13 protein-coding genes are annotated in these 18,613 nt (G+C 53.6%); 1 reads left to right on the top strand and 12 read right to left on the bottom strand.

Annotated elements, in window-relative coordinates; genetic code table 11:
* Window positions 1-277: 277 nt before the first annotated feature.
* The 4 genes from M0644_RS02360 to rsfS form a co-directional block, all read right to left on the bottom strand.
* Window positions 278-1,954: a ShlB/FhaC/HecB family hemolysin secretion/activation protein gene (locus M0644_RS02360; protein WP_286626436.1), complete on the bottom strand. Its 1,677-nt coding sequence runs from the start codon at window positions 1,952-1,954 to the stop codon at window positions 278-280.
* Between the two features lie 127 nt (window positions 1,955-2,081).
* Entirely contained in the window at window positions 2,082-4,907 is a 2,826-nt protein-coding gene (locus tag M0644_RS02355; protein ID WP_286626435.1) for a cation-translocating P-type ATPase, read from the bottom strand.
* A 45-nt stretch (window positions 4,908-4,952) separates the two neighbouring features.
* Window positions 4,953-6,830: a GTPase family protein gene (locus M0644_RS02350; protein WP_286626433.1), complete on the bottom strand. Its 1,878-nt coding sequence runs from the start codon at window positions 6,828-6,830 to the stop codon at window positions 4,953-4,955.
* Between the two features lie 3 nt (window positions 6,831-6,833).
* A complete protein-coding gene (rsfS, locus tag M0644_RS02345; protein WP_226971989.1) occupies window positions 6,834-7,217 on the bottom strand; it encodes a ribosome silencing factor in 384 nt (127 codons plus the stop codon).
* An 86-nt stretch (window positions 7,218-7,303) separates the two neighbouring features.
* Between rsfS and M0644_RS02340 the strand changes: the two genes are divergently transcribed.
* Window positions 7,304-8,590, top strand: coding sequence for an AMP-binding protein (locus M0644_RS02340; protein ID WP_286626430.1), 1,287 nt, complete (start codon window positions 7,304-7,306; stop codon window positions 8,588-8,590).
* 119 nt (window positions 8,591-8,709) lie between these two features.
* Here M0644_RS02340 and M0644_RS02335 read toward each other — a convergent pair whose 3' ends face one another.
* From M0644_RS02335 to msrB, 8 genes are all read right to left on the bottom strand, one after another.
* A complete protein-coding gene (locus M0644_RS02335; protein ID WP_286626428.1) occupies window positions 8,710-11,034 on the bottom strand; it encodes a HEAT repeat domain-containing protein in 2,325 nt (774 codons plus the stop codon).
* Window positions 11,035-11,390: 356 nt separating this feature from the next.
* Entirely contained in the window at window positions 11,391-13,136 is a 1,746-nt protein-coding gene (locus M0644_RS02330) for a ribonuclease J (RefSeq protein WP_286626427.1), read from the bottom strand.
* 59 nt (window positions 13,137-13,195) lie between these two features.
* The gene (gene dapA, locus M0644_RS02325; protein ID WP_286626426.1) at window positions 13,196-14,086 is read right to left on the bottom strand and encodes a 4-hydroxy-tetrahydrodipicolinate synthase; all 891 of its coding nucleotides are present in this window, start codon (window positions 14,084-14,086) and stop codon (window positions 13,196-13,198) included.
* A gap of 9 nt (window positions 14,087-14,095) precedes the next feature.
* Window positions 14,096-14,344 carry a hypothetical protein gene (locus M0644_RS02320; RefSeq protein ID WP_286626425.1) on the bottom strand — a complete coding sequence of 83 codons (249 nt, stop codon included), beginning with the start codon at window positions 14,342-14,344 and terminating at the stop codon, window positions 14,096-14,098.
* Window positions 14,345-14,350: 6 nt separating this feature from the next.
* On the bottom strand, window positions 14,351-15,172 hold the full coding sequence (proC, locus tag M0644_RS02315) for a pyrroline-5-carboxylate reductase (protein ID WP_286626424.1): 822 nt from the start codon (window positions 15,170-15,172) through the stop codon (window positions 14,351-14,353).
* Entirely contained in the window at window positions 15,147-15,716 is a 570-nt protein-coding gene (locus tag M0644_RS02310; protein WP_286626422.1) for a cell division protein SepF, read from the bottom strand. Before M0644_RS02310 ends, proC begins: the two co-directional genes overlap by 26 nt.
* A gap of 286 nt (window positions 15,717-16,002) precedes the next feature.
* Complete coding sequence (locus tag M0644_RS02305) at window positions 16,003-18,183, bottom strand: GAF domain-containing protein (RefSeq protein WP_286626420.1); 2,181 nt, start codon at window positions 18,181-18,183, stop codon at window positions 16,003-16,005.
* Window positions 18,183-18,587: a peptide-methionine (R)-S-oxide reductase MsrB gene (msrB, locus tag M0644_RS02300; protein ID WP_149817785.1), complete on the bottom strand. Its 405-nt coding sequence runs from the start codon at window positions 18,585-18,587 to the stop codon at window positions 18,183-18,185. The genes M0644_RS02305 and msrB overlap by 1 nt, the downstream gene beginning before the upstream one ends.
* Between the last annotated feature and the right edge of the window lie 26 nt (window positions 18,588-18,613).

Here is an 18,613-nt window from a genome sequence, read left to right as displayed (position 1 = left end):
TTGGAGGGTTGAAGAATAGTTTAAAAAGGTAGGTACAGTAGCACAAGTTAATCCTAGAACATCCTTGACTATAAAATCAATAAGTATTTAGGCTGACCTAGTCATTGATTCCAAGGAAGCAGCAGAACCATGTTTCGGCTTCGTGACTCGGTTTTCCTTTCTGCTCCATGCAACTGAATCCCTAAGAACAACAGTTGATGGCTGCTTCCCTACCTCAGAGTCCCTGCGCTGCCCAGTTCTCTTGCCCACAATGTAAGACCGTAGTATCCCCTAAAAGCTAGAATATGCCCTGAACTTGGAAGAATAGACGCGGGCTCCGTTCAAAGGCGGGTTCAATTCTCGTTAGGGGAAAGGCTAGCTCTAGGCGAAGTTGTAGGCTAGGGTTGATGAGCTGTCGCAAACCCAAGCCCGTTGACAAGGCCTCCTGACTGCTAGGCTCAGCAATCGTCGGTCTTTTAAGAAAGGTCTGGCCATAGTCTACAAAGGCATAGGGCTGGCTAGTGAAGCTTGTTTTACGAAATTTATAGGAACGGGTATGTTGTAGCTCAAGACGTAGAGCGTAGCCATCATCTCCTAAAATGGCGGATTGAACATAGGCAGAGCCAGAGTTGAAGCCACCAATTCCAAATTGCTCAGAGGCAACAAGGGGAGCGGCGGCTGTTTGGGCTGCACCTGTTAGGCTGACTGACCAATTTTTAGGGAGAAAGAAAATCTGTGTAAAGTCCAAATTTGCTTTGAAGGCTGCAGGGGTAGCATTGAAGCGAGAAAGAGGTAAAGTGGGAGTTCCGCTCAGACGCGCCCCCAAACCTGCAATGCCTTGAGAGAGCTGTATAGAGGCATTAGTGAATCCAACCCGGCTTGTATAAGTGACTTGACTCGATGCACGGAAAACACGAACTCGATCCTGACTGAGGAGAACTTGTGGCCCTAAAAATGTGGTACTGACCGTGCTATTGAGGGCATCAAAAGAAGCACTTGTGAGCAGGTTGAGTTTCCTTGAGCGAATGGGGTAATAGGAAAAGCCTATGCTGCCCAGCCAACTGTTGCTTTTGATCCTGAAGGGGGCAAGGTTATCTCCAGGCTCACTTTCAGCATAACTGAAACTGCCTACAAATTTGAGACTATTGGCGTCTAAGGGAATGTTTACATCGAAGCGACCACTTTTGAGTTCGTTGAAATCGAAAGGAACGGTTGTACTACTCAGAATAAATTGCTCACCTCTGTTCAGCAGAGAATTAAAGTAAGCCCCTGCCTGAAGACGAATAGGACCAACACTGTCGGCATACCAATTGTTGAGTGTAAAGAAGGGTTGAAAGGAATCCTTCTTGGCAGTAATCGTCAGAATAGTTGCGCCGGGCTGGTTACCAGCTTCAAAGCGTCCACTCACTTTGTAGCCGGCCAAATCGCTCATCAATAGTAGATTACGCTCGAGAACTTTAGTTCTGAGAGGGCGAGAGGATTGAATACGATCAGCATAGGGCTGTAATGGCTTGATCGTTCCCGCGGAACCTTCAAACCGTACTTCCTCGACATAGCCTTCGACAACTTTGAGACGAACAATGCCTTCGGTAACTTCTTGGGCAGGTACAAGGACACGGATTAGAAGATAGCCTGAGCGGCGGTAGTGCTCGCTGATTTTTTGGGCAATGGTATAAATGTCAGCAAGAGTCACGTTGCGGTTGAGCTGATCTGCGTATAACGTTTTAAGTGCTTCGGGGGAATAGACAGTTGAGCCACTAATAATGATGTCTTTTAGAAGGAAGCGAATTTGATCGGAATCGGTCGGTGGCCGGATCTCTTGACCCTCAGGAATTGTAATCTTTGGCTCACGAGGGGGCAGGGGAGGGGGTTGAATTTCTTCGATGAGGCGCTCAGGGGAAAAAGCTTGGGCAAGAAGCACTCTTGCTTGCAGTTCGGCAAGATTGGTGTACAGGAGTCCAAGTACAGAAATCATAGCTTGTCTGTAAAATACTTTCAGTTGCAAAATATCAGAGCCTCTCTCTTTTGTCTAGGTTCTCAAAACGTTAGCCCCTAATTCAGGGGGTAAGCAATAGCGGATATTACGAAATTAGTTAACAAAATTAATCTAGGAGTTGTAATTCATGCCCTTTGTGCAACCAGTGGAGCACGAGCTTTTCTAATTCAATCCAGACAAACACCAGCGTGCTAAAGCCGATGCACACGGCTAGCTCAGTCCCCGAGAGCAGATAGGTACCAAAGAACCGTCGCAGAGGGGAGGCGTAGATCAGCAGGAGTTGCAGAATCGTTGTCAGGATGACTGAGCCCCAAACAAAAAGGTTGGAGGTGGGGCTCATTTCAAGCGTCAGCCGTGTACTGGAACGGGCGGCAAGGGCATGACCCATTTGAGCGAGACAGAGGGTGGTAAAAACCATGGTTGTCCAACGTCTTGGATCGAGTCCTCCTTCCAGATGTTCAGCGGTGTAGCTGTAGGCCCATACCATCAGGGAGATGCCGACGATCGCCAAGATCAAACCGACACGAATCATATAGGAACCCAAGCCACGGCTAAAAATACTTTCGTTGGGCTTAACAGGAGGACGCTTCATGACATCGGGATCCCCCGGCTCAACGGCAAGGGCAAGGGCAGGCAGGCCATCAGTCACCAAGTTCATCCAGAGGATTTGCAAGGGCGTTAGAGGCACACCTCCTAGTCCCAGTAGGGGTGAGCAGGCAATCGTGATCACTTCACCAATGTTGGAGCCGAGAATGTATTTAATAAAGCGACGAATATTGCTGTAGATCACTCGCCCTTCCTCGGTAGCCGCCACAATGGTTGCAAAGTTATCATCCAAGAGCACCATATCACTGGCTTCCTTGGTGACATCCGTCCCCGTAATCCCCATGGCTACGCCAATATCCGCTTGTTTGAGAGCCGGGGCATCATTCACACCATCCCCAGTCATGGCCACAATTTCACCGTGACGTTGCAGCGATTTGACAATCCGCAGTTTATGTTCCGGCGAGACCCGGGCATAGACACTGACGGTGGGGGTGGCGGCATCCAATTCCTCGGTACTGAGTTTTTCAATGTCCCGACCCGTGAGGGTACAGTCGCCCCACTCACAGATACCAATTTGACTGGCGATCGCCTGAGCTGTGAGTTGGTGATCTCCCGTAATCATAATCGGGCGAATCCCAGCAGTGCGACAGGTGGCGACGGCCGCCAGTACCTCCGGACGCGGGGGATCAAGAATGCCCACTAGCCCCAACCAGATCAAATCCTGCTCACTGGTCTCTACACTCTCCGCTGGTGGCAGCGCTGACCAGTAGCGATGGGCAATGCCCAAGACCCGCAGACCCTGAGCGGCAAAGCGATTGTTTTGCGCCAGAATCTCTTGACGCTCCGCCAGTGTGAGGGGTTGAATGTCTTGCCCCACTTGGCGCCATTGACAGCGTTCCAAGGTCAGCTCGGGTGACCCTTTGGTAATCATCCAGTAGGGTTCCTTGGCGGCAATCGCAGGAACGGACTCACTGCGGTAGAATGTACTCATGCGCTTGCGATCGGCATCAAAGGGAAACTCCACTACCCGCTCAGCCTTTTCCTGCAATGCTTTGAGGTCAATCCCCCCTTTAGCGGCCAAGGGCAGGAGAGAGCCTTCGGTCGGGTCACCGAGAATCACCCATTCGGCTGCGTGTTGTTTGAGAAGGGCATCATTGCACAGCGCTCCCGCTAGAAGGAGCAGTTGGCGTTCGTATAGGGCTGAGGGGTCATCGGTATTGGCGTCATAAAATTCCCCCCTTGGTTCATAGCCATTGCCGCTCACCTTGGCGCGATAGGAGGTAGTAGCCACCGCCTGCACCACCATTTTGTTTTGGGTGAGGGTACCCGTTTTATCCGAGCAAATGGTTGTAACACTCCCCAGTGTCTCCACGGCCGGCAGCCGCCGAATCAGGGCATGGCGTTTCACCATCCGTTGCGTTCCCAAGGCAAGGGTGACGGTAATCACGGCAGGCAAGCCTTCGGGGACCACGGCCACCGCCATACTGAGGGAGACTTCAATGAGATGCGGCAGCAGTGAGAGATCGTAGAGACCCCCAGCAATCACGACAATGCTCACCAGCACCAAAGCAATGGCGACTAGGCGATTTCCCAGCTCGGTCATCCGTTTTTGCAGAGGTGTGGGTTCCTGCTCCACCCCTTGCAGGGCAGCGGCAATTTTCCCTAGTTCAGTGTCCATGCCGATCGCGGTGACGATGGCGGCTCCTCGCCCTTGGTTGACCTCTGTGCCCGCAAAGACTAGATTGGCGCGATCGCCCAGTTCCGTATCAAGGGGCAAGATTTGCGCAGCATTTTTACTGGCGGCTTCTGCTTCACCGGTGAGTGCTGCCTCGCGGATTTGCAGGTTGACGGCTTCAAGGAGGCGACCATCGGCAGCCACTTTGACCCCCGCTTCCAAAAAGAAAATGTCCCCAACCACCAGTTCAGGGGAATCAATTTCCATGACCTTGCCCTCACGCAGGACACGCACTTTGGGCGCCGCCATACTTTTCAGCGCAGCGAGCGCCTCTTCAGCACGGGCTTCTTGGACATAGCCCAAAATGGCATTGAGAATGACCACCACCAGAATGGCGGTTGCGTCCTTGGGGAAGGGAATGGTGTTTTCTTCGAGGGATTCGAGAATCTCCAATGTGCCAGAGATGAAGGCCACCACGAGCAGCATGATCAGCATGACATTGCGAAACTGATCAATGAAAATCTGCCAGCGCGGGCGGCGACCATTGTCAACGAGTTCATTGCGGCCATATTGGACTTGTCGCCGTTGCACTTCTGCACAACTCAGTCCCTGTTGGCGATCGCTCCCTAGGCGGCTAATGACTTCATCAGCACTCAGAGCATGCCAAACTGATTCACGATCCATGGGGGAGGAGGCATTGGAGGAGGTCATGGCGGGTGAGGAGATGAACGGTTTTTATCCTTTCTTTATCTTCGTCTATTTTGCTGGAACCATACCAAAGCGCTGCCAATAGTCCTCATAGCGCGCCATCAGCGTCAGAGGTGGCTCAGGCTGTGTCCAAAACTCTACGAGGGTGTGTCCCGTTGCCCAAGTGTCTTGATCGAGGGGGCTACGACGTTGTAGCAGCAAGGGAGCCAGGGTTTTCAGATCAAAGGGGCGCGTTGGTACCTCTATGCGATCGCTGGCATTTTGCAACAGCGTGTAGAGTTCATAGGCCAGTTGCAATTTACAAAGAATCACCGGCAGGTGTTCTAGGGGCAGTTGTTCGGCGAGGAGCCATGCAGCGGCGGCAGACCCCGTGAGCATGGTCGAAAGAAACTGGAGCACTGGTCGCTTGAGCAAATCGGTAATGCCCTGACTGGTGGTGATGCGGTGGCAATAGGTGTCAATGAGGCGAGAAGCAGCGTGAAGCCGTGTCTGGCGATCGCTAAGCCAGCGAGCCATGCGGATCTGCTTGGCGGGGGCAATTAAATTCACAAGGGTATCACTGAGGGCATCGAGTCCCCAAGCCATGCGTTCTTCAGTGCCGTTGACAATCGGCAAAATATGGGGCGTATAAGTGCCCAACTGTTCTTGGCGATAGGCCACCGCCTCGCGAATACTCACTTCCTTGGGACGGGTACCCCGTTGCCAGTCGTAGGGGGGATGCCATTCCCGCAGGGGGCGTAGCCGATCCACTTGGGTGACCGCCACCACAATCGGCAAGTCCCTCACCTGTTGGCGAATCAGTTGCAGGGCGGTGATGTCCGGGGCAAGGGCAGGATCCAGCGCTGGGGTCAGCAGCAGCACCACATCCATGCGCGGCAGTAATTCCCGCAGGCGAGCTTGAATATCGGCACCGCGAATATCTTCGTAGCCGGGGGTATCCCACAGGGTCAAATCCTGCTGCCAACGGTATTGCTGGATCTCGTTTGTGTTGGGCAAGGGGGAAACACGGGTGGTGGGGGCAGCAAATAAACTATTGATCAGGCTACTTTTGCCTGCGCCGGTGCGACCCACGAGAAAGACGTTCACAGGCTCAGTTTCGGCACGGGCAAGGGGCAGACTCTGCTCTAAAATGTCCTGTAATGTGCCTGTATCTGTGCGCGGGGTGGGGGTGGGCAATTCCAGTGGGGTGAGGCTGCCACTGTAGAGGGCGATCGCCCGCAGTCCCAAGGCCTTGAGCACCTGTTCCCGCAGGGTGAGTCCCAAGTTAGCAATCAGGGCTTGATTGGCCTTTTGCTGCTGCTCTTGGGTAAAGGTTTTGGTAATCGCCACACTGGGATTGAGGAGCCACTGCGCCCAATTCCAAGCCGTAAAGCCCCAACGCGCAACGGGTGCCACCTGCCGCGAGAGTTCATAGGCGCGCACTGCCTGCCCCACAGTTACCCGCGACAAAATTGGGTTGAGGGTTTCCAGCCAGCGATCCACATCATCAATCGTGTCCCGCAGCAGGCGGTAGGCTTGGGGCACATAGATTTGCAACAGCGGACGTTGGGCATTAGGGTAATAGACTTTGGCAATCTCACTGACAAGGGTGTGTGCCCGCTGCCAAAAGAGTGGCCAATTTTCCCAAGGGGGCGGGTCTTGGCGGCTCTGCTCAAGGGTGTGTTGGAGAATCTTCAGGGCGCGTTGATCCGTTTCTGAATCACTGCTTCTTGGCAAATCAAAGGGACGGGGGTCAATCTCTGTCGGCTGACCCTTGAGCCAATGGGCAACCCCCCACCGCCACAGCAGCAGAATCAGCACGACTACTGCCCAGACCCAACTCAGTCCCCAAGTATGAATTTGGATCGAGGCGGCGGTGAGGATAAAGCTGGCGATCGCCACCAGTGGCAAGATCAAAAGAATCCACTGCCACCAAGAGGGCTGCATCGGCTAGGTGGTCACTAGTGACTCAAAGGGAATGCGCTGGGCGTGCCCCCAAAAGGCCTCAAGGTTGTAGTATTGACGTTCCTTGGGCAATTGCACATGGACAATCACATCACCGTAGTCCATCAGCACCCATGAACATTCCGCTTGGCCTTCAATATGTTGGGGTTGGCGTTGGCAATGTTCGAGAGCCGCCTCCTCAATCCCTTGGTAAATGGCGCGCACTTGGGTTTTTGAGAGTCCCGTAATGATCACAAAGTAATCGGTGAGGTAGGACACGCCACTCACATCCAAAAGGCAGATATCCACTCCCTTGCGATCGTCGGCGGCATAGGCGGCGGTCCATGCTAGTTTAAGGCTAGGGTCAGTAATTGCGGCTACCCGTTGCATCTGTTGAATAGTCAGGCTGCTGTCTCCTAAATGCACTCCTTTATCCTTTGATTTTACCTATTGGTTTAGGGAGGGGTAGGACAAATTTGTTACAAAACCTTACGAGTATTGCCCCCCACTGGCTGTGGTATCCCCACAACGGACAATGGCACACTGCTACTGCCATCCTTCTAGAGCAATTAGCCAACTATCAAGAGCAACTCCAACAGCGGCAGCCGACGATCCTCGTGTTGGCTGAACCCGATCCCCTCTCGTTTCTCAGTGGTTTTCTCGCAGCGCTCTCCACAGGGACGCCCCTATTACTGGCCAATCCCCACTGGCAATCCCAAGAGTGGCAGCAGGTGGCAGCGATTCTGCCTAGAAATTTCCTTGCTTGGGGAACGGTGCCCCCCCTCGACCCCCAAGGCTCTGAAGAACCATTGCCCCAAGGCTGGATTCTGATTCCCACTGGCGGCACTCAAGGGCGGTTGCGCTGGGCAATTCACACGGTGGCGACCCTTCAAGCGGCAGTAATGGGGCTGCAAAGCCATTTACAACAAAGGGCGATTTACTGTCTGAGTATTTTGCCCCTATACCATGTCAGTGGCCTGATGCCCGTGGTGCGATCGCTCTGGAGTGGCGGAGAACTCTATCTCGGTACCCATCTACGGGATCTACGGCAAACGGCGCCTCCTGCCAATGGCGATCTGTGGCTGTCTCTGGTACCGCGGCAACTGCAACAGGTGCTTGCAGACCCTCTGCCATGGCTAGCGGATTTAAGGGGCATTTTCGTGGGCGGTGGCCCCACTTGGTCGCAACTATTAGAGGAAGCAGCAACCCAGCGATTGCCTCTATGTCTCAGTTATGGCATGACAGAAACTGCTGGCATGATCTGTGCCCAACGGCAGGGGGAATTTTTGGCGGGCGATCGCTCCTGTGGTCAGGTCTTACCCCATGCCCAAATTGCTTTAACCCCTACGGGGGAGATTCAGATTCAGGCCGCCTCCCTTGCCCTTGGCTATTACCCTGGGTTATTCCATGAAGGGATATTCCAAACGGACGATCGCGGCGAATGGCGGGGCGATCGCCTCTACATTTTGGGACGCAGCAGCCGCAAAATCATCAGTGGTGGTGAGAATATCTACCCCGAAGAGGTAGAGGCCTTACTCCTTAATAGTGGCCTTGTCCAAGACATCTACATCTACGGCGCACCCGACCCCCTTTGGGGTGAGCAGGTCATTGCCCTCTATGTGGGAGATGCCTCCCCTGAGGAACTCAGCCGATGGCTCAAACGGCAGTGCAGCGCCTACAAATGCCCTAAGAAATGGATTTCTGTGCCCCAAATTCCCCGCACGCCCCAAGGAAAAGTGCGATTATCCTCGATTGAGACCTAGCCACCACCATAAGTATGACCAAAACGAAAGCCAATACTTATCCCTAACTCAGCAAGGGTTTGAGGAGTGAGACAGGAGTATTGGGGTTCCCCGCTACTACTGCGCGAACATATTTATCCTCATCCTTCGCATTTATCCTCATCCTTCGCAAGGGTTGCCAAAACAGAAGCAGGAGTATTGGGGTTCCCCGCTACTGCTGCGCGAACATCCGTACAAAAGTGGCCAGCTAGTTCGGCTAGTCGGTCTGTAGAAGTGTTGCCACTGTAAGCTTCCGTGATTAAAGCAGTAATTTCAGGTCTTCTTGCTACTGCTCTGCGGACATCACTTTCCTTATCCTTCGCAAGGGTTTCGAGGAGTGAGACAGGAGTATTGGGGTTCCCCGCTACTGCTGCGCGAACAGTCCAATACTCATCCTTCGCAAGGGTTTCGAGGGCAGAGACAGGAGTATTGGGGTTCCCCGCTACCGCTTGGCGGACATCACTCTCCTTATCCTCAGCAAGGGTTTCCAAAACAGAAGCAGGAGTATTGGGCTTCCACGCTACTGCTGCGCGAACATCACTCTCCTTATCCTTCGCAAGGGTTTCGAGGGCAGAAGCAGGAGTATTGGGCTTCCACGCTACTGCTGCGCGAACATCACTCTCCTTATCCTCAGCAAGGATTTCCAAAACAGAAGCAGGAGTATTCGGGTTCCGCGCTACTGCTCTGCGAACATCACTCTCCTTATCCTCAGCAAGGATTTCCAAAACAGAAGCAGGAGTATTGGGGTTCCCCGCTACTGCTGCGCGAACATCGCTATTCTCATCCTCAGCAAGGGTTTCGAGGGCAGAGACAGGAGTATTGGGGTTCCCCGCTACTACTGCGCGAACATTCGAACTCTCATCCTTCGCAAGGGTTTCGAGGGCAGAGACAGGAGTATTGGGGTTCCACGCTACTGCCGTGCGAACATTCCAATACCTATCCTTCGCAAGGGTTTCGAGGGCAGAAGCAGGAGTATTGGGGTTCCCCGCTAATGCTACGCGAACATTCGAACTCTCATCCTTCGCAAGGGTTTCGAGGGCAGAAGCAGGAGTATTGGGGTTCCCCGCTACTACTTCACGAACCTCCCAATACCAATCCTCAGCAAGGGTTTCGAGGGCAGAAGCAGGAGTATTGGGGTTCCACGCTACTGCCGTGCGAACATTCCAATACCAATCCTCAGCAAGGGTTTCGAGGGCAGAGACAGGAGTATTGGGGTTCCCCGCTACTGCTCTGCGAACATCCGTATAAAAGTGGCTAGCTAGCTCTGCTAGTCGGATGGTAGCGGTGTCGTTGCTCTTAGCCTCCTCAATCAACGAAACAATTTCAGGTCTTTCTGCTATTGCTTTACAAACCTCCCAATACCAATCCTCAGCAAGGGTTTCGAGGAGTGAGACAGGAGTATTCGGGTTCCCCGCTACTACTGCGCGAACATTCGAACTCTCATCCTTCGCAAGGGTTTCGAGGGCAGAGACAGGAGTATTCGGGTTCCCCGCTACTGCTGCGCGAACATCGCTATCCTCATCCTCAGCAAGGGTTTCGAGGGCAGAGACAGGAGTATTGGGGTTCCCCGCTACTACTTCACGAACATCGCTATACTCATCCTTCGCAAGGGTTTCGAGGGCAGAGGCGGGAGTATTGGGGTTCCCCGCTACTGCCGCGCGAACATCCGTATAAAAGTGGCTAGCTAGCTCTGCTAGTCGGATGGTAGCGGTGTCGTTGCTCTTAGCCTCCTCAATCAACGAAACAATTTCAGGTCTTTCTGCTATTGCTCTGCGAACATCGCTATCCTCATCCTTCGCAAGGGTTTCGAGGGCAGAGACAGGAGTATTGGGGTTCCCCGCTACTACTGCGCGAACATCCCAACTCTCATCGTTCGCAAGGGTTTCGAGGGCAGAGACAGGAGTATTCGGGTTCCCCGCTACTGCTGCGCGAACATATTTATCCTTATCCTTCGCAAGGGTTGCGAGGAGTTCAGGAAGAATCGTTGTTGCCCTAGCCGCCTGCTGTCTTACTTTTGCGCTTTGACGCTGAACTGCAACTGTCAATGCCCAAGTCGGCGGCTCTGTAAGCTTTAATATTCGTATTAAGGTTTCATCACTGATGCTCTGTAGTTCACTGTCTTGGAGCACAAGGAGTTTCATCCCAGGATTGCGAGCTACTGCCACTGGAAATTCCTCAGCTAGTTTATAGAGGGTCGCTGGAGGGGTCTGGGGATTCATCGCCACTTTACGGCGGACATTGGCCGCTGGATGTTGTGCTAAAGTTGTCAGGAGAGCATGGGATGCACTGAGGTTCTTGGCAAGAGCTTCTGCTAACGGTTTATTGCTTTGAGCTTCCGATAGCCAAGCCTCTAGGACTTCAGCAGGGGTATTGCCATTGGCAGCAACCGCAAGGCGCACTTTTTTATCGGGGTCATTGGCCAACATCCGTAAAATGTTTGGTGAAGTAGTAGCAGACTGCGCTACCTGCCGACGTACACAAGGGTCAGGATGCTGAGCTGCAGTAGTCATCGAATTAACATCAAAATCATCAATATCCATTGCGCGCCACAATTTTTATTTGTGATATTGGTACTAGTCTGTTATTGTAATTCTAGCTTTAGTTGTTAACTATGGTTGAGTTGCTTCCTAATCAGTTGAACGTGTTGAGGGGTTATTGCTCGGCAAGAAATCAACCGAAAGCCCCCGATCGTTTCAACGCTAGCTAGCGCAGCGGCAACAAAAATAAACGGGCAGGGATGCCCTACAAAATAGGCACCTTCTCCTGCCCAAGGGGCTTGATGCTAGCCAACCACAGAAGCGGTGCTGCGACGCCGCCGAATTCCTGTCGTCACAGTGGGGGTGACTTCGATGGGTTGCAGAAGCAATAGGACTGAGGCATTGCCCTGAAGTTCACGGCGCACCAGTCGCACCAGTTCCCGTTCAATGTGGGCTTTGACCCCTGCCCAATCGATATCGCCGTTGCGGGCATATTCACTCCAGCGATCGCTCAAAGCGGTTTCGACCGTGGCATGTACCCAAGCCTGCCAAGCCTGTGGCTCAATCGCCGTGACCACACCCCGCAGGTGGACTTCAGGAGTAGCTTTCAGACTGCCATCAGTACCCACCGCCACCGCCACGGTGATAATCCCTTCCTCAGCCAGTTGTTGTCGCTCTTGCAGCACATGGGCTTTGACAATGCCACCGCGATCCAGTAACTCAATACCAGCAGGCACCTTATCGACGACCCGAATCGAGTCACGGGTAAGTTCCACCACATCGCCGTTGTCAATAATCACCATATTCTCCGGGGGAATGCCCATGCTCTGAGCCGTTTGGGCATGTTTCACCAACATGCGGTGCTCGCCATGTACGGGTAAAAAGAACTTGGGCTTGGTCAACGCCAGCATCAGCTTTTGATCCTCTTGGCAGGCATGGCCAGAGACGTGGATGCCCTGTTCGCGACCGTAGATGACTTTGGCGCCTTGCATCATCAGGCGATCGATCATGTTCACCACGGCAATCGTGTTCCCCGGAATGGGGTGAGCTGAGAGAATCACAGTATCGCCGGGGCGAATTTTAATTTTGTTGTGTTCCCCTTTGGAAATCCGCGTCAGGGCAGATAGGGGTTCCCCTTGGGAACCAGTGGTCAGGTACATCACCTGATGATCGGGGTACTTGTGCATCATGTGCAGTGGCACAAAGAGATCGTCTGGGCAGCGAATGTAGCCCAACTGCCGCGCATGGGCAATGACATTGAGCATCGATCGCCCCAAGACCGAGACGACACGGCCATATTTTTGAGCCAGCTCTAAAGCCATACTGAGGCGATGTACCGAGGAGGCAAAGGTGGTAAAAATAATCCGCCCCTCTGCTTGGCTAAAGGCACGATCCAAGTTGGGAAACACCGATCGCTCCGAGGGGGTGTGGCCGGGCACTTCCGAATTGGTGGAGTCACTAATGAGACAGAGAACCCCCTTTTCTCCATGTTCTGCCAGCCGCTGAATGTCAAAGCACTCGCCATCAACGGGGGTAAAGTCAAATTTGAAATCCCCGGTGTGGATAATCACGCCAATGGGGGTATGAATCGCCACGGAGAAGCTATCGGCAATGGAATGGGTATTGCGGATATACTCCACAAGGAAGTTTTTGCCCAAACGCACCATCTCCCGCGGCTGTACCGTGCGCAGTTCGGTGCGATCGCCAACCCCTGCCTCTTCCAGCTTCCCTTGGAGCAGTGCCATGGCAAGGCGAGGGCCATAGATGACGGGAATATCAAACTGCTTGAGATGAAAGGGGATGCCACCAATGTGATCTTCATGACCATGGGTCACAATCATTCCCTTGATTTTTTCGCGGTTTTGCCGCAGGTACGTCATATCGGGTAAGACGATATTGACCCCATGCATGCCATCGGTGGGAAAAGCTAACCCTGCGTCCAGCAAAATAATTTCATCTTGGAATTCAAAAACACAGGTGTTCTTGCCAATTTCGTGCAGCCCACCGAGGGGAATAATTTTCAGGGCAGCAGTTGCAGCGGATTGACTCATAGGTCTCCTTACGATGAAACAACAAAAAAGGTGCAGCTTGGGAAATGCCCAGCGTTGTCTTAAGACTTCAGTAGGCCAAGAGCATCTAAAACAGGCTTCAATTGGTCAATCACAGCGTCACTCGCGGACGTGAGGGGCAGTCGGGGAGCACCCACCGCCCAACCTTGCAGGCTGAGGGCAGCTTTAATCGGAATCGGATTCGTCGTCACAAATAAAACCTTGAACAGGGGCAATAGTTGACAATGAATAGCAGTCGCTGTCGCTGTGTCGCCTTGGATAAAAGCTTGGATCATCTCTTGAATCCGTCGACCAACAAGGTGACTGGCTACACTGACGACACCATAACCACCCACGGCCAGCAATGGCAACGTTAGGGAATCATCCCCAGAGTAAATGCGAAAATGTGGCGGCAGCTGGGCACGAAGGGTGCTGGCTTGGTCAAGGTTGCCACTAGCCTCTTTGATGGCAATAATGTTGGGATATTCAGCAAGGCGGATCACTGTTTCTGGTAGCAGGTTCTGCCCTGTACGGCCGGGGATGTTGTAGAGCATAAGGGGAAAGTCCGGCACTGCCTTGGCGATCGCCTGAAAATGGGCATAGAGTCCTTCTTGGGGGGGTTTGTTGTAGTAGGGTACCACCAAGAGGGCACCATCGAGGCCGAGTTCTGCGGCCTTTGCCGTGGCATGAATGGCTTCACGGGTGGAGTTGGAACCCGTACCTGCAATCACCTTGGCTTTGCCTGCCACAGCCTGCTGCACCGTTTGAAAGAGTTGAAATTCCTCTTCCCAAGTGAGGGTGGGGGACTCGCCCGTGGTGCCACAAACCACAATGCTATCGGAGCCATTGGCCACAAGGTGCTGTGCCAGTTCTGCCGCCACATCGTAGGCGATCGCGCCATCGGCTGTAAATGGCGTAATCATGGCGGTAATCACACGTCCAAAGTCAGTCACAGTCCACCCTCAGCCAAGTCCTGTTGAGTTGCCGAATTGTGACCGCGCGGCTATACACGCGCCGGCGATCGCCCCCACCACCACTCCGACGGCGAATCCCCAACGGTGGGGCAGGGGAGACAACAGACGCCAGTAGCAAATTTGGCTCAAACTCAAGGCAGTGATGGCAGTGATACAGGCAAAGTAGTCAATGAACACCACCTTCCCATCTAAGCCTTCGATGGCGGGGGGGTCAGCGGTTGTGGGAGAGTTGGGCATAGGCACTTAGTTGAGGGCTTGGGCACGCTCGTAGGCCGCTTTTACCGTTTGCATGAGGGTTCCACGCACACCAGCAGCTTCCAGTACTTCGAGACCCGCAATGGTTGTCCCCGCAGGACTGGTGACCGCATCCTTGAGTTGCGCTGGATGCAGCCCGCGCTCATTAAGTAATTGTACTGTGCCTGCTATTGTGCCATAAACGAGTTCCTGTGTCAGCGATCGCGACAAGCCCACCGCCACCCCCGCATCGCACAGTGCCTCCACAATAAGGGCAATAAAGGCAGGCCCTGAGCCAGAAAGTGCAGTGACCGCATCCATTTGCCCTTCACTGACGGCCACCACTTGCCCTAGCACACCTAACAAATTCTTAATTTTTGCGATCTCTGCTTCAGTCGCTGCACTATCGCTAGCAAGGGCAATCACGCCGGCGCCCACTTGGGCTGGTGTATTCGGCATCGCCCGAAAGATCAACCGCTGGGGAAAAAGCCGCCGCAGCCGCCCACTGTTAATCCCTGCCATGATGGAAAGGGCAACGCCAGTGCCCTGAGCTACCGGCGTATCCGCCAGTTCTGACTCAATATCGGCAAAGACCTGTGGCTTGACCGCCAGTAGGAGCGTTTCGGCGGTAGCGACCTCTAGGTTCGTTGTCACCCTAACCCCATAGGTGTGGGCTAGATACTGCTGCCGCTGGGGCGATCGCGCCGATACCCACACCTGCTCTGGCAATAGACCATCTGCCAGCAACCGCGAAAGCATTGCTTCCGCCATGCGGCCACAGCCAATGATCCCCAGGGCAGGCACCCTAGGCACTGCGCTGTTGTTGGGCATCCATTCCCCAAGCTGGTGATGGGGCAACCGGTGTTGCGGCTGGGCGCACTCCCCCCACTTGCGTACTCACTTGGACACAGCTTGGCGTAAAGAGGAAAATACTCTCGCCAATACGCTCTTGGTGGCCATCAATCGTGAACGTGGCACCGGCAACAAAATCCACTGAGCGTTGGGCTTGCTCTGGCTCCATCAAGGTCAGATTTAGCACCACAGACTTCCGCTCTTTAAGAGCCTTGATCACCTCAGGCATTTCACTAAAACTACGGGGCTGCATCACCAAAACTTCCGCCACTGCCCCCCACCAACGACCGGCATTGGGCATCCCAATCACATTCGAAGGAGCTGATCCCGTCGGCACTGAGCCAGTGGCAACTGAGGGAGACGGACTGGCGTCACAGTCGTGACTCAGGGTTGGCCGCGATGCGGGCAGCGATTCCACGTCGGATTCCGTGGTTAGTGTTCGTGCCGTTCTTTGAGGGTATTCCTCATCGTAGATGTCAGTCTCTGGGGTTAGGCCCATGAGGTCACGGAGTTTGCCCAACATAACGACTCACTATTGCTCCCAATAAATGTATGAGTTGTAAGAATTTTCTGACATGCCGTAGCTGAGTCACCGCGACAGGTCAGAGGGATAAAAACCAAATGAATATGTTTCATGTCTTAACAATCCTAGTTTCGTGGCTAAAAGGGAACCTATGCACAAACGGCCACGAGAGTTGAGTTAAAACAGGAAGGTTCAACTGGCCATTTTACAGGAAACCGAGACAAAAAGATGAGGTTGGCCTTAAGTGTCTCGCTTTTGCCTTGGGTTTGTCAAGGGTAATGATGCCTTATGTTGGTCTGGCTATGGGAATGCGAAACCAAAAAGTAGCCCCCTGCGGGTGGTTGTCTTCAACCCCTATCTCACCACCATGGGCCGTAATAATTTGCCGACACAGGTATAGCCCTAAACCAATACCGGTGCGATGGTGACTTTCCCGGCCACGGTAATACAGATCAAAGAGGCGCGATCGCTGGTCAGAGCCAATACCGACCCCATTATCCTGAACGGTGCAGTAAGCCATGTCCTCCTGAACCTCTGCTGTGAGGGTGATTGTTAGGCCGGGGCGATTGTGTTTCAGGGCATTGCTAATCAAATTCTCATAGACTCGCCGCAGTTGCATAGGATCAACAGGCACAAGGGGCAACGTGGGGGGGATATCAAGTTTCACGGTGGCTTTATTTTTCTGGAGCAGCGGTTGTAGCTCCGCCACGATCGCCTTGACAAGCGTGGCTAAGGATGTGGGTGCGATCGCCAAAGAGAGGGAAGGTTGCTGATCCACGTGAATATGCAGCAGTGTTTCAATCAGATGTAGTTGCCGCTGCTGGCTATGCTGAATACAGGTCAAGGTGCTGCGGGGCACAGGAATCGTGTCGCTGGTGTTGTTCTGCAAGAGATGGTTAATCACCATCAGGGTACCTAGGACAGGGGTGCGTAAATCATGGGATACGGCGTGCAAAAAGACATCCTTGAGGTGGTTGAGTTCCTCTAGTTCACGCATTTTTTGCTGCAACTGCTCGGTACGCTCGGCCACCTGCTGTTCCAAGTTGGCATTTAAGGCCGCCAGTTGTTGATAAAGTTCTGCTTGTTGCAGGGCGATCGCCACCTGAGTCGCCAACTGCTCCAAAAAAGCGCGCTCGTAGGGCTGCCACTCTCGCGGGCGGTCACATTGGTGGACTCCCAGTAAAAAGCACAGGCCTTGGGGCTGATGTTGGATCGGAATCAGCAGACAAGACTGGATATGGTGCGCTGCATACACCTGTCGCAGATGGGGATCAAGCATTTCCCGCTCGCAGGAGAGTGTGGCCGGTGTGGTCAGCAGCCGTGAACGGTAATGCACGTTTTGCAGGAGAACCTCAAGATTCGTGTGCCATTGGGGCGCCATCGCCGCCGCCACCACTTGAATCTCCTCTGTCCTCGGATCAAAAGAGACAATAAACACGCGATCGCTGAGGAGATAGCGGCGCACTTCCACCACTGTGGTATTGAGAATCTCTGGCAGTTCCAGCGTTTGGCGAATGCGGAGGGCAATTTCCGCCAGCAGTTGTTGCCGTTGGGCAGCCAATTGTACGTTCTGTTCAGCGGTTTTGCGTTGGGTAATATCCCGTATTCCCACCACCCTCGCCCAGCGCCCCCGATAGAGAATGGATTTTCCCTGAACCTCAACAATCAGTGCTTCACCACTTTTGGTGCGAGCAAGGGCTTCAAAGGGAATATCAATGGGCTGCTGAATTCGCTCTAAAATCAGCGATCGCGACTCTGGATGGGTCAGCAACAACACCGACTGCCCCACTAGTTCTGAAGCCGTATAGCCAAACAGCCGTTCAGTTGCGGCGTTGACATCAAGAATTGTCCCCTGCTCATGGATGACTACTGCCTCAGAGGTGGCTTGAAAGAAGGTGGCTAAGCGGGCTTCGCTTTCCTCTAGTGCTCTGAGGGCGCGGTGGCGATCGCGACTTTCCACCACCAAGGACACCAGATCCGCTAGGGAAGCGGCAAACTGCTCTTCAGCAATGGTCCACTGGCGGGGTGAACCAATGTGTTCGTGGCAGAGGATGCCAATCATGCTCCCTTCAACCCAAATCGGCACATCCAACAGCGAGGTAATGCCAAGAGGTTCTAAATAGGTCTTGCGAAACTCCCGCGTGCGGGGATCGTGCCAAGCGTCATGGGCAGTAATGGTGCGCTCCTGTTCGAGGGCAGCAAAATAGTCGGGGTAATGACTAGCGGTGAGGGTCATCCCCACCGTAAAGGCTTGGGGCGACTGCTGAAACAACTGCACACATTGAATTTGCTGGCGATCGCCCGCATAAAACCACAGACTCACCCGTGCCACATTGAGACTGCGGGCACTCGTCCAGAGAATGTCCTGCAAAATCTCCTCAAAGTTTGCTCCGTGGAACGGCTGCCGCCGCGCCAGTTCTACCAAAATGCGGTTGAGACTTTGCAGTTGTTCAATCACGGGGGTCATCAAGAGGCGGCAGCGTCAGGGATAAATTCCAGTGCCGCTGAGTTAATGCAATAGCGCAGTCCCGTGGGTGGCGGGCCATCCTCAAAGACATGGCCAAGGTGGGCATCACAGACATTACAGAGAACCTCCGTGCGCACCATGCCATGGGACAGATCCCGCTCCATGCGGATATTTTTGGGGTCAAGGGGTTGCCAAAAACTCGGCCAGCCACTGCCAGAGTCATACTTGGTCTCAGAGCGAAAGAGCGGCGTGCCACAGCAGACACAGCGATAGAGTCCGGGCTTTTTGTTGTTCCAGTAGCAGCCCGTGAAGGCACGCTCCGTTCCTTTCTTGCGGGTGACATAGTACTGCTCAGGGGTAAGTTGAGCTTGCCATTCCGCATCTGTTTTTACAACCTTAGCCATGCTTGCCTCAGAAATAGACAGTGATC

The sequence above is a fragment of the Thermosynechococcus sp. B1 genome (genome assembly GCF_030322985.1).
Lineage (GTDB): Bacteria > Cyanobacteriota > Cyanobacteriia > Thermosynechococcales > Thermosynechococcaceae > Thermosynechococcus.
This window is presented reverse-complemented; position numbering and strand designations above follow the sequence as displayed.